This window comes from Spirosoma sp. KCTC 42546, from assembly GCF_006965485.1.
Taxonomy (GTDB): Bacteria; Bacteroidota; Bacteroidia; order Cytophagales; family Spirosomataceae; genus Spirosoma.
Genome location: NZ_CP041360.1, coordinates 3,277,761 through 3,290,207 on the forward strand (window position 1 = coordinate 3,277,761; position 12,447 = coordinate 3,290,207).

Below are 12,447 nucleotides of genomic sequence, written 5' to 3' on the forward strand. Positions count from 1 at the left end.
AATTAAGGGTAACTCAATCCGTCGCCGAAGGTGAAAAGCGCATAACCCTTTGGTTTTAAGTGTCCTGGTACATCGGATTGATTATCCAGGACAGCCTGTCGGGATACGGGTGTTGTAAATGGCATTTTCCCGGTTGGGTTAAACTTGCCACTCAATACGTCCAGTACGGCATCGGTTGTGGTGCCAAAGGTAGCAAGTACGGTTTTTACATTTGGATTATCAATCTCATCAATTACCCATGGACTGGTGTAATTGATGAGTACTACAGTTGGCTTTTGGCTCGTCAGGCCGTTTACATGTCCTACATCGACCTTGTTTTTTGATAACTGAAGTTCAATCGGTGCGCCGGCAGAACTAAACAAACTACCTCCGTTCGGCATAAGCCAAAGAACAACAACGTCAGCTTCTTCTTTAGTTGCTACAAACTGAAGCGTACCGGTGTTCGTAGTTGGTTTAATCACTGTAACAGGCTCTTTTGTCCGACCATTATCAAAGTAAGACTCCATGTAGACTTTCGTCTTGGGAGCCAGCGGAAGGAGCTTTGCGGAGTTGCGTAACAGCACAATGGATTTGCGCATGGCTAAATCAGCCCGCTCCTGAAAGGCGGTTTTACCAACGGTTTTCTCCGCTAACTCAGGATCAACGTAAGGATTTTCAAACAGGCCCAAACTAAATTTTTCCCGTAGCAAACGGGCAATGGATTCATTGATTCGCTTCTCGGTTACGAGCCCTTTTTTTACCGTTTCGAGCAAAAGTGATGGGTCGCCCGAACCGGAGAATAGATCCACTCCACAGTCGATGGCTTTCTGGTAGCGTTCCAGGATAGAGAGCTGTTCAACACCCCAGGGCATCATTTCAATAGGGCCGGTGTCGGAATTGATAATGCCCTGAAAGCCCATTTTGTCACGAAGTAAGTCCTTGATAATCGCTTTGTTATAGATAAAGGCAATCTCTTCATACTTGGTACCAATTGGCTTGGCATAATAGGGCATAATGGCCGATGTACCTGCATCAATGGCCGCCTGGAAGGGTTTTAGGTGATAATCGAATCGGTTACCGGGATAATGCTGATCCTTCCCCCAATCGAAATGTGGGTCCTGCCCTTCAACCTGTGGTCCACCACCGGGAAAATGCTTGGTCGTTAAGCCCACCGAATGGATGCCCAGTTTAGGTCCCTGAAACCCTAGCACAACTTCGCGGGTCATGCTGGCAACCCAATCGGCGTCTTCACCAAACGTGCCTTCAATACGTTGCCAACGAGGTTCAGTCGCTAAATCAGCCATATACTGATAGCCTTTCCGTAGTCCAACGGCCGCCCATTCCTGCCGGGCAATATCGGCAAACTCACGGGTGAGTTTCAGGTCATGCATGGCAGACAAGCCAAGTTCACCGGGCCATTTCGAGAAAACCGTCGTGCCTACACTGAGGCCGATGGAGGCATCGGCTGTAATATGGTTGCGTGGATTAGAGGCCACAATTGCTGGAATGCCTAGCCGGGAGCTTTCGCAAAGAGCCTGTAAGTTGTTACTCCAGTCGGCCATGATTTTGGCTGATGTGTTTGCCCGTAAAATGAAATGGCGCAGTTGGTTCTTCATCACGCCTTTGGTAGTTCCAGCGGCCATCATCATGGGGTAGGGCAGTGGCTTTCGGGTGAACATGTTCGTGTTCTGTACCAGATCTTCTTCATTAAAACCGCTGGTGATCTCTGATTTTGGCGCACCTTGTTGAAACGATGCATCGCCCGCCAGCCGGGTTGTGCTGATGAGCATGAAGCCTACTTTTTCCTCAAGGGTCATCTGGCTAATCAAGTCCTGGACTCGTTGTTCGACTGGTAAACGCCAGTCTTCATAAGTATCAAGTTTTCCGTTTTTATTCAGGTCTTTAAAGGATAACCCCTTATTTGTTAACGTCTTGACAGACCGATAGCCTAGCTGAGGCTGGGTTAGTTTCTGGGCAAGTACGCTCGTGGCTGTCTGTAATAGCACCAGGGCAAGGAGCGTAAAAGTAAACGATGGTCTACTAAGATTCATAAGATACAGTAGGTTAAGTTGGTTAAGGGGAAAGGTCATTCATTGTGGTCTGTTCGGCTTTATCCTTTATAGTAAAAAATCAAGATATAGCCCTTTACCATATTGTCGCTGCTACAGTAATGATTGACTAAGTTTAGCCTCATCCATTCGGGATTCCAACATTTTTCTCGGGAAAATTAGAGAAAGTTTACGCAAACGCTTTCGGGAACCTTTGCGTAAACTTGCAAAATTTTATATTTTTCTATGGAAAATATAAGTGTAAGGCTAATAACCATGAATTTGAGTAGTTATAATTCAATAGATAAGTACTGGTTAAAATATAATTATTTTGCTATTTCTGGCTTATGAAGACGATTACGATAAAAGATCTTGCGCGCGAATTGAATCTCTCGACATCTACAGTATCGAGAGCCTTACGAGATAGTTCAGAGATTGGGGTTGACACGAAAAAGCGTGTGCTCGACCTGGCTCAGCAGCTTGATTATAATCCAAATCCGGTAGCGCTCAGCTTACTGAGCAGTCAGAGTCACGACATTGGCGTTATCGTGCCAGAAATTGCTAACCCATTTTTCGCGATTGTGATTGCCGGAATTGAAGATGTCGCGTTTGCACAGGGTTACCATGTTGTCATCTATCAAAGTCACGAAGATTACGAACGGGAGGTCTTAAACGTAAAACACATAGCCAACCGTCGGAAAGATGGGCTTTTAGTATCAATTGCCACGTCAACAACCGACTATTCGCATTTCAGAAACCTGCATGATCGAGGATTTCCCATTGTGTTTTTTGATCGGATTTGTGAAGAGATCGACACGCACAAGGTCTTAGTCGATGATTTTGAAGGTGCCTATACCGCTACTGAGCACCTTATCAAGCAGGGATGTGAACGAATTGCGCACGTATCGGGCCCCGAACATCTGCTGATTAGCCGTCGACGTTTACATGGTTATCGTGCCGCCTTGCTGGATTATGGCAGACCTATTAAAGATGAGTGGGTCGTTTCATCAGTCTATAACGGAACTAGTTCGCTGGAGGTTACCCGTAGGTTATTGGCAAAGCCTGAACTCCCCGATGGTATTTTTGCCTCCAGTGATAACATTGCCATTGGCTGTCATGCGGCAATCATTGAAGCAGGCTTGTCGATGCCAGACGACATTGCGCTAATCGGTTTTTCGGACCTGCCGATCTCCGCCTTGTTAAATCCACCCTTAAGTTCAGTAGCGCAACCTGCCTTCGAGATGGGACGATCAGCCGCGGAGTTATTGATTAATCTGATCAAAAATCCAGGAAATTACTCGGCACCAATTAGTAATGTATTGAAAACCAGCTTAATGGCACGAAAATCTTCGTTGCGAAAAGCATTATAGCGTCTTTGTGATGTCAGCTTCTTAAAGCTGACATGATAGGTTTCTCAAAACCTACGGATCGCACCAGTAGGTTTTGAGAAACCTATAGTGGCGGTTAGAAGTAACCGCCAACACATCGACATGGGAATTACAGAAAAACAAAAATTAAAACCCGGCAGCCTGCCCATCTTTCCGGGATTCGGTAGCGCCGTGGTAGACTTTGTTTTTGGCGTCGTACATAATAGCCTGATAGCCGCCATAGCCCCCCAGTCCGTAGCCTATTTTATGCCCTTTGCGCATCAGGTCCCGGATGGTTTCGTAGGGGTAACCCGACTCCAGTGTAATTTGTCCAGCGTCGACCATTTTCTCGCCCGTTGGCTCCGAAGAACCCTGATGGTCAATTCGGGGAGCGTCGCCCGCTTCCTGGGGGTTCATGCCGAAGTCGATCATATTCATGATGATCTGAACGTGACCCAGCGGCTGAAAACTTCCACCCATGACCCCGAAACTCATAAAAGGTTGGCCGTCCTTTGTCACAAAAGCGGGAATAATTGTCTGGAAAGGACGTTTGTGCGGTTCAAACGTATTGTTTTGCCCTTCGGTCAGGCTATAGAGTTCACCCCGATCCTGAAACATAAAGCCGAGGCCATCAGCCACCATACCGGAGCCAAAGCCGCGATAGTTGCTTTGAATCAGCGAAACCATGTTGCCTTCTTCATCGGCTACGGTCAGGTAGATGGTGTCGCCCTGCCGGAGTGCCGGATTGCCCGCTTCCACACGGCTGGCCGCCCGATTGGCATCGATGAGTTTGCGCCGTTCGGCTGCATAGGATTTGCTGATTAGCTCATTGACGGGGATTTTGGCAAACGCTGGATCGGCATAGTATTTGGCCCGATCTTCAAACGCGAGCTTTTTAGCTTCCACAAACTGATGGATATGTTCAGGGCTGCCCCAGGCTACTTTCGAGAAATCGTAGGGTTCCAGCAGATTCAGCATTTGTAACGTAGCAATTCCCTGGCTGTTGGGCGGCAATTCCCAAACGTCGTATCCCCGATAGTTGGTTGAAACGGGTTCAACCCATTCGGAGGTATGATCCGCTAAATCTTTTGCGCTGAGGTAGCCACCTACTTTTTTCATGAAGGCATCGATGGTTTGGGCAATCTCGCCTTTATAAAACGCATCGCGGCCACCCTTCGCAATTTTTTCCAGTGTATTGGCAAGGGCTGGATTTTTAAAGATTTCTCCCCGTTTCGGTGCTGCCCCGTTGGGAGCATACGTCTCCTTTACATTTGGGTATTTACCAAACCGGTTAACCATAGATGTCCAGTAAAAAGACGCTTCGTCGTGAACCGGATATCCTTCCCGTGCGTAGCGAATGGCATGCGATAGAATTTTGGGCATGGGTGTTTTGCCAAACCGTTTGTGTAACTCAAACCAGCCATCTACGCAGCCCGGCGTCGAAACGGGCAACGGACCGTCAGACGGAATATGTGTCAGACCGCGTTTTTTGAATTCGGCCAGCGTGAGGCTGTAGGGAGAGCGGCCAGATGCATTCAAGCCGTATAATTTCCTGGTTTTGGCATCCCAGACAATGGCAAACAGATCGCCCCCAATACCGTTTACATGAGGTTCCACCAGTCCTTCCATGGCATTGGCCGCAATAGCGGCATCGATGGCATTGCCACCTGAGCGCAGCACGTCAATAGCTGCCTGCGTAGACAGAGGGTGCGAGGTGCAGGCCATGCCGTGTTGGGCCATCACAACAGACCGGTTTGCAAAGGATTTACCCATTAGCCGATCCTGGGCAAATGTTGGCGAGAGCAGGCTCGTGAGAAGGCAGGGGAGGAGGAAGAGCTTTTTCATGAAGAGGTTGTATGAAGTTCTAAATGGTTGTGCCACAGTTGTTACACCGTGGCACAAGTTAACGAAACGCTCATAAATTTTCTAACCGCAAAGGGTAAGACGCAAAAGCGCTAAGTGATACTATCCGCGTTCTTTGCGAATGTCTTTGCGACCTTTGCGGTTAGAAAAGCTCTTTTTCGCGCTTGCCGCCAGATGAAATACACAATTGCGCTTACGCAAACAACGCTCGGCAGAATCTGGCTATAGGGTTTAAACTGGGATAATACAGTACCTGAAAAGGCTGAGGCAAGGGCACTGTAAGCCGACATCATCTTATAAATATGTTCGTAAAGCCACCAGGTTTTGAGTTTGTGATAAAGCCAGAAATGTTTGACAAGATCATACCCCGCTACCAGAACAAGTGCCGATAGAGTTGGATAAACAACCGCTGGCGACCAGTTCCCTCCTGCTAACTGCATGGATCGTAGATACAGACCACCCGCCATGAGCACACTTATGGCTAGCAGCATGTCGAAATTGGACGTTCGTTGCTCACGGAGCCGGACAGCGCGGTAACCGGAATAACCTACATAGCCGCCTAATAGCGTTAAAATGAGCAAGAATGGATTTGACCGAAAGAAGAGAATACCGAAAAAAGCCGTGGCAACAACAACGATCAGGCAATACATAAAGTAGCGTCCGTAACGCGTATGTTGACGAGGGCGGTTTTGATAAAACAGGACAAATACGCCCAGGATTAGCCCAATAGTCCCGAAAAGTACATGAAGAACAACGTTAACCGAATGAAGCGTATGCATGGGGAAGCACGCCCGGATTTTAGTGCTGACCGGTGCGTCTCCAAAATTGGGTAGGGAAATTTATCCCGATCCGATAAACGTGACCAGATGCTATTGGCTGTGACAAACGCCTTTCGTCACGTACTGGATGGTGGTACTAATTCCAGGTCGTAACTTGCCGTATGCAACGTCCACGGCTTCTGGATCATTTCATTATTCGAAACCTGGTAGGGCTGGGTGCGCTACTGGCTGTTCATTTCATTACGGACTGGAATGCCATTGACCATCGCCCTGGCTTTTCAAAAGTATCGCCTTATTTATACCTGCTGTTGCTCTATGGCTGGATCGTATTTCATAACCGGATTCTGTTCGAGCGCTTGTTTCTGCACGACAAAAAAGCCGTTTACTTCGGCTGGTTATTGGTACTAATGGTGCTGGGGTCATTCAACATGAATTTTGTGTTGTATACCCAATTCGACATTACCCGTTCGCTACCCTTTATTGTCAACTTCTGGGTGTATACCGTAACGGGTTTGGGCGTGTATATCACGTATCGCTACCTGAGTGCACCTACTATGATCAGCCAAAGTCTACCTCCCTCAGCGCCTACGATACCTGAGGAGACAGGCTATTTTTCCTGTATGGTTGATGGTGCCCGCCAGACAATTGCCTGTGCGGACATTCTGTACGTAGAAAGCCTGGAAAACTACCTGAAGATTTTTACAAATCAGAAAGTCTACGTTACTCGATTGACCCTGAAAGAAGCAGAGGAACGATTACCAAAGCGTCAGTTTATTCGAATTAGTCGATCAGCGATCATAAATAGAACCCATATTGATCGGAAGGATGCAGATGCCATCTGGATTGGCACTAAAGAGTTACGGATCGGGAAAGTATACAAGCGATACGTAGCTGAGCAATTTGCCGGAGAGTAGTCGTTGATTAAATTAATGAATAATGAATAATGAATAATGAATAATGAATAATGAATAATGAATAATGAATAATGAATAATGAATAATGAATAATGAATAATGAATAATGAATAATGAATAATGAATAATGAATAATGAATAATGAATAATGAATAATGAATAATGAATAATGAATAATGAATAATGGATAACTATCCACGTAATTGCGAATTATTCATTACCCATTATTCATTGTCCATTTTACTAATAAGCCTAGTGGTTTTCGGCGGGCGTGAATTCATAGGAACCCAGTCCTAACACCTCACTTGTTTGTTTTCTAAGTTCCTGCCCAAGCTCAGGGTTATTGGCTAATACCTGCCCATAAGATGGAATCATTTCTTTGAGCTTTTGCTGCCAGGCTTCGGTTTCCAGTTTCTCCGGGTAGCAACGTTTTAGTAAGTCAAGCATAATCGAAACGGCGGTTGAAGCACCGGGCGATGCACCCAACAAGGCTGCTATACTACCATCGGCCGCACTTACGACTTCGGTGCCAAATTCCAGTACGCCCCCTTCCTGCTCATCTTTTTTGATGACCTGAACCCGCTGACCGGCTATCTCCAATTCCCAGTCTTCTAGCTTGGCATCAGGGTAATATTCCCGCAACGCATTCAACCGATCTTCCGGCGACTGCATAACCTGCTGAATAAGGTAACGCGTTAACGGAACGTTGTGCAAGCCCGCCATCAACATGGGAGCCATGTTGCTCAACTGAATGGACTTGGGCAAGTCCATATACGACCCACTTTTCAGGAATTTGGTTGAAAAACCAGCGTAAGGGCCAAACAGCAATTCGCGTTTGCCATCAATCATACGGGTGTCCAGGTGCGGTACCGACATGGGGGGTGCACCAACAGAGGCTTTGCCATACACTTTTGCCTGATGCCGTTCAACAACCTCCCGATTGACGCACTTGAGCCATTGTCCGCTTACCGGGAACCCGCCAAATCCCCGACTTTCGGGAATGTCGGACTTCTCGAGTAAACGGAGTGAACCGCCACCTGCGCCAATAAACAGAAAATCCGTTTGGATTTCACGCTCCTGATTTGTTGTTACATTCTCAACTCTTAGCTTCCAGCCACCCAGGCTTTTGGATCGCCATAAATCGCGAACTTCATGAGCGAAATACAAACGCACGCCCGGCATGTCAGACAACCGGCGGAACATAGCGCGGGTTAGTGCGCCAAAGTTCACATCGGTGCCAATATCCATACGCGTTGCGGCTACAGGTTGTGCAGGATCGCGGTCTTCCATCACCAGCGGCATCCAATCGGCTAGTTGGGCCGGATCTTCGGAATACTGCATGCCGTGGAAGAGGTAATTTTGCTGGAGGGCGTCGTACCGTTTGCGGAGATAGTCCACATTGTCAGTACCCCACACAAAACTCATATGCGGAATAGACCGAATGAAATTAGGGGCATCGTGCAGAAACCCCTGTTGAATCAGATAGGCCCAGAATTGCTTTGACTGTTCGAATGACTCCGCAATTTTAATCGCTTTCGAAGGGTCGATAGAGCCATCCTCTTTTTCGGGCGTGTAGTTGAGTTCGCAGAAAGCCGAGTGCCCAGTACCCGCATTGTTCCAGGCATCAGAGCTCTCAGCGGCTGCGCTGTCCAGCCGTTCATAAATTTCAATTGTCAGGTCGGGTTGCAGTTCTTTCAGCAATACGCCCAACGTTGCACTCATAATACCGGCGCCAATTAAGATGACATCGGGGCCTTTTTCAGTAGATTTTTTTCGTTTCGCCATGATATAAATAGGCAGGTATGTATTCGTATATAGCTATCAAAAACGTCATTCGTTGTTATTTGGTTGCCATTTATAGTCATTTATTGTCGTTAGCATAGTCGACTACATCGAGAAATACACATCAAGCACGACCATTTAATGACAATTAATCTGCCTGAAAGATCTTTTCTAAACATTTAACGGTGATCAAATACGTGGGTTTTACGCCCAATGTGCCCAGGCTGCCCGATGCCAGCGTAGCCCCCGTAAGCAGTGGGTTGTCAGAGGCATAATAAGCATACCGAACCTTAATACTGGCCGGAACACTCCCCCGTATTTTCGACTGTGCCTGAATTGCTTTCTGATAATGAGCACCTTCCATTTCCAGGCCAATGGCTTTCCAGGACGATTTGCAGAAGTAGTTAAGAACATCTTTGTTTTGCAGCGAGGTGCCCAGTACCGTAATCATAGCGCCTTCGTACACATCAATGCCATGTCCTTCAAAGTCCGCTTTGGTAAAATCGTTGTCGAGCGGATAATTGTCGGCTGTACCTTCAAAGATGTGTGCTGTTGGAATCATCAGGTCGCCTTTCTCGCCAGTCAGGATGCCTGCTTTCCCGATCACTGAAATCGACGCTACGTTCAGTGGAACCGTTTGCTCATTGTATTCGAAGGGTTTCAGCAACTCGTCCATTGTTTCAAACGCCTGCTCGCCAAAGGCGTAATCCATGACCAGCAACAGAGGTTGAGTCGCCTGAATATGCGCTGGGTCATGAGCAATCTCGGCCGATAACTGGGTCGTATCCAGGCGAGCGGTGTCAATCAATTGTACCAGCAGACTGGTGCCGGCCAGATCTTCCAGTACGTGCAAACCGTGTTCTGTTGCGTACTCCGTGACCCGTTGGCGTAGTTCCCGTTGGGCAGGTTGACTTAGTTTTAAGGCCAGGTCGTAGAGGTTATCCCAGGTGGTGGTGTCCACTAAGGCCGCAGGTGCGTACAGGCAATTCATTACACTGTGCGGGTTAGCACTGATAATATGAATCGGCCGATCCTGTAGGTTATGTTCCCAGATGTATTGTTTCAGGCGTGTAGCCCAGCGTTCGCCATATAGGTGCTGGCCAATGCGCTCACGGAGCATCGGCGTAAAATTGATTTCACGGCCTAGTTTTGGCTCACCAATTTCCTTAATCGACACGCTGCCTAAGCCGTATACAATCTGAAATAGTCCGTTGTTGGTCCCCGCGGTTTCCTCAAACCGACGATAGGCCTGCTGAGTTTCTTCAAAGGTTCGGCCTAGAATAGAACTTAGGTACATAAGTGCCAATTCGCGCTCGTCGTCATTGACGGTTCCCCCAGATTGTACGATGGCTTCCAGTTTCTCCCATTCCCGCGTTCGGCTGCCCCGTTCCTGAAAGGCATTTCGACGAATTTTATCGGCCTCCATGAACATAAACGTCAGGTGCGTTAGGATGTCATAGATTTCACTTCGGCCATTCGTTACCTCGATCACCATCTGTTCACTGTCGATACGGTAACAGTTTCGACGGCGTTTGGCCGGTACCAGAACCGGGAAATGAGAATGCTCGAAGCCTTCGCGAGAAGCCAGCGAAATAACCCGACACGCTTCGATACCTTTCGGAAGTCGGTCCATTACATAAACGAGACCATCCAGTTCAACGCGTTGCGGGTCGCCAACCAGCCCATAAATTTCGGGTTGAAGCGTAAGCAGGGCACGGCGAATTTCTTCACCCGATACGCCCGATGGTTTGTAAAATCCCCGGTTGAACAAATGCCGCATGGTTATGTATAATCGTTCAATGGCAACGCGCGACTCCTGAGCGCGGGTGAGGGGAGGAGAAGGGACGAGATTCATGAATAGGGATTGTCAGTAATTTAATGGCAAGTTACGCGGAAAAGGCTTTTTGACAGGATTACAGCTGGGCCGACATGGGATGAATAGGATTGCTTGTCGTTAAAAATCCTGTTCATCCGGAAAACCCTGTCAAAAAATAAAACGGGTTGGGTACTTTTGACGAATGAAAGACCCGATTCGGCGTATAGGATTGCTTTGCTTGTGTATCCTATTGCTCAGCCAGTCCATTCAGGCACAATCAGTACCCATCGCACCCGCTATGCCTGATCCGTCAGGGATTAATCAGGGGCGATTTATTGGTGTGCTGGTTGGTACAGCCGCTTTTTACACCATTACGCTGCTCATGCTACGTAAACAATGGTACAAGAAAAAAGTACCCTTTCATACCTTTAATGACAATGGCGAATGGCTCCAGATGGATAAGGTGGGACATGCCGCAACGGCTTACTGCATGAGTCGGGGGGGCTATGAGCTAATGCGCTGGAGTGGTGTCGATGAGCGAGCCAGTATCCTGACAGGTGGGTTACTGGCCTTGCTGTTTCAGACAACTCTTGAAGTCTACGATGGACACGCCGAAGGCTGGGGTTTTTCGAAGGGAGATATGTTTGCCAACGTTGCCGGAACAGCTCTCTTTATGGGGCAGCAGTTTGGCCCCGGACAGCAAGTGGTGAGTATGAAATATGGGTTTCGGAAAACAATATTTCCGCCCTACCGACCGAATCTGCTGGGAAAAACGACAGGGCAACAGATGCTCAAAGATTATAATGGACAACAATATTGGCTATCCGTAAATCTGGCGTCGGTATTACCGGTTGGGCCAGGTTTTCCGCGTTGGCTTAATCTGGACCTGGGCTATAGTGGCAGTGGTATGATTGGTGGGCACGAAAATCCGGTGACGTTTGATACGAATGGGAACGAGGTGAAATTTACCCGTTACCGGCAGTTCTTTATCTCGCCCGATGCTGATCTATCACGTATCGGTACGTTCTCTCCATCCTTACAGCGGTTCATTGGCACGGCACAATTTTTCAAAATCCCGGCTCCGTCTCTGGAGTTCAATCGAGTAAAAGGGGTACGATTTCACCCACTTATTTTACCAAAAGAATAATAGAGTAAACACAGAGCCAGGGAGAACACAGAGTTATTAATTTTCTCTGTGTTCTCCCTGGCTCTGTGTTTACTTGAAAACTACAGGCGTCCTCCGCCGATATCGAAACCTAGTTTGATTCCTAAATAGGCATTTTTGCTGTCAATGGTGGTGCTTGAAAGCTTATTCGAAGTTGTGGGTACAGCGTTGTATTCAACACCAATTACAAAATGCCCGGTCTTAAGACCCGCCCGAATCATACCACCAAACTTAGTTTCGGCCACCAGAGAGACCTGTTGAGGAGATTGACCGTCGACAACTGTAACGGTACCGCCCGACGCTACCCTGTAAACCCCTAAACCTGCGCCCAGAAACGGACGGGTATTGCCTGTCCCGAATAAATAGTTGCCCGTAATCAGGTACGAGCCAAACGCACCAATATCGCCCGTAACAGAATTGCCATTGCTTACGATACTCCGTGCAACCAAAGCTGTTTCCAGACGCAGGCCCAGATCAAAATTATCGCTCAAGCCGTACTTTGGCTCAATAGCAAACAGTACTCCTCCCGATGCGCCTACGCCAAGTGGCTTGGCGAAACCAAGGGACACATTTACTTTGAATGGTTTAAACTCCTGGGCAGTAGCCGACAGGGCCACCAGCATGCATAAAGAAAAAAGGTAACCTTTCATAAATAATAAAAAGTGAATAAATGATCCTGTACGAATCAACTTGAACCGTACGTTAGTTAGACGAATCAATCTAATTTAGTCACT

General features: G+C 47.6%; 9 protein-coding genes. 3 read left to right on the top strand and 6 right to left on the bottom strand.

The window, feature by feature from the left end:
* Nucleotides 1–2: 2 nt before the first annotated feature.
* A complete protein-coding gene (locus EXU85_RS13320; protein ID WP_142772553.1) occupies nt 3–2,030 on the bottom strand; it encodes a glycoside hydrolase family 3 N-terminal domain-containing protein in 2,028 nt (675 codons plus the stop codon).
* A gap of 344 nt (nt 2,031–2,374) precedes the next feature.
* Between EXU85_RS13320 and EXU85_RS13325 the strand changes: the two genes are divergently transcribed.
* Nucleotides 2,375–3,397 carry a LacI family DNA-binding transcriptional regulator gene (locus EXU85_RS13325; protein WP_142772554.1) on the top strand — a complete coding sequence of 341 codons (1,023 nt, stop codon included), beginning with the start codon at nt 2,375–2,377 and terminating at the stop codon, nt 3,395–3,397.
* Nucleotides 3,398–3,541: 144 nt separating this feature from the next.
* On the opposite strand, the gene ggt is transcribed toward EXU85_RS13325, so the two are convergent.
* Both ggt and EXU85_RS13335 read right to left on the bottom strand, forming a co-directional pair.
* Nucleotides 3,542–5,239, bottom strand: a complete 1,698-nt coding sequence (gene ggt / locus EXU85_RS13330) for a gamma-glutamyltransferase (protein ID WP_142772555.1) — start codon at nt 5,237–5,239, stop codon at nt 3,542–3,544.
* Between the two features lie 110 nt (nt 5,240–5,349).
* On the bottom strand, nt 5,350–6,036 hold the full coding sequence (locus EXU85_RS13335) for a hypothetical protein (protein WP_142772556.1): 687 nt from the start codon (nt 6,034–6,036) through the stop codon (nt 5,350–5,352).
* 161 nt (nt 6,037–6,197) lie between these two features.
* Here EXU85_RS13335 and EXU85_RS13340 point away from each other — a divergent pair, with 161 nt between their 5' ends.
* A complete protein-coding gene (locus EXU85_RS13340; RefSeq protein WP_142772557.1) occupies nt 6,198–6,950 on the top strand; it encodes a LytTR family DNA-binding domain-containing protein in 753 nt (250 codons plus the stop codon).
* A 252-nt stretch (nt 6,951–7,202) separates the two neighbouring features.
* Here EXU85_RS13340 and EXU85_RS13345 read toward each other — a convergent pair whose 3' ends face one another.
* Nucleotides 7,203–8,735, bottom strand: coding sequence for a malate:quinone oxidoreductase (locus EXU85_RS13345; RefSeq protein ID WP_142772558.1), 1,533 nt, complete (start codon nt 8,733–8,735; stop codon nt 7,203–7,205).
* Nucleotides 8,736–8,880: 145 nt separating this feature from the next.
* A complete protein-coding gene (locus EXU85_RS13350; RefSeq protein ID WP_142772559.1) occupies nt 8,881–10,587 on the bottom strand; it encodes a hypothetical protein in 1,707 nt (568 codons plus the stop codon).
* Nucleotides 10,588–10,750: 163 nt separating this feature from the next.
* Between EXU85_RS13350 and EXU85_RS13355 the strand changes: the two genes are divergently transcribed.
* Nucleotides 10,751–11,695, top strand: a complete 945-nt coding sequence (locus tag EXU85_RS13355; protein ID WP_142772560.1) for a DUF2279 domain-containing protein — start codon at nt 10,751–10,753, stop codon at nt 11,693–11,695.
* 80 nt (nt 11,696–11,775) lie between these two features.
* Here EXU85_RS13355 and EXU85_RS13360 read toward each other — a convergent pair whose 3' ends face one another.
* The gene (locus EXU85_RS13360) at nt 11,776–12,363 is read right to left on the bottom strand and encodes an outer membrane beta-barrel protein (RefSeq protein ID WP_142772561.1); all 588 of its coding nucleotides are present in this window, start codon (nt 12,361–12,363) and stop codon (nt 11,776–11,778) included.
* Between the last annotated feature and the right edge of the window lie 84 nt (nt 12,364–12,447).

Excerpts from the sequence above, each read along its gene's own strand:
- EXU85_RS13320 (WP_142772553.1), bottom strand. The coding sequence starts at position 2,030 with ATGAATCTTAGTAGACCATCGTTTACTTTTACGCTCCTTGCCCTGGTG.
- EXU85_RS13325 (WP_142772554.1), top strand. The coding sequence starts at position 2,375 with ATGAAGACGATTACGATAAAAGATCTTGCGCGCGAATTGAATCTCTCG.
- ggt (WP_142772555.1), bottom strand. The coding sequence starts at position 5,239 with ATGAAAAAGCTCTTCCTCCTCCCCTGCCTTCTCACGAGCCTGCTCTCG.
- EXU85_RS13335 (WP_142772556.1), bottom strand. The coding sequence starts at position 6,036 with ATGCATACGCTTCATTCGGTTAACGTTGTTCTTCATGTACTTTTCGGG.
- EXU85_RS13340 (WP_142772557.1), top strand. The coding sequence starts at position 6,198 with ATGCAACGTCCACGGCTTCTGGATCATTTCATTATTCGAAACCTGGTA.
- EXU85_RS13345 (WP_142772558.1), bottom strand. The coding sequence starts at position 8,735 with ATGGCGAAACGAAAAAAATCTACTGAAAAAGGCCCCGATGTCATCTTA.
- EXU85_RS13350 (WP_142772559.1), bottom strand. The coding sequence starts at position 10,587 with ATGAATCTCGTCCCTTCTCCTCCCCTCACCCGCGCTCAGGAGTCGCGC.
- EXU85_RS13355 (WP_142772560.1), top strand. The coding sequence starts at position 10,751 with ATGAAAGACCCGATTCGGCGTATAGGATTGCTTTGCTTGTGTATCCTA.
- EXU85_RS13360 (WP_142772561.1), bottom strand. The coding sequence starts at position 12,363 with ATGAAAGGTTACCTTTTTTCTTTATGCATGCTGGTGGCCCTGTCGGCT.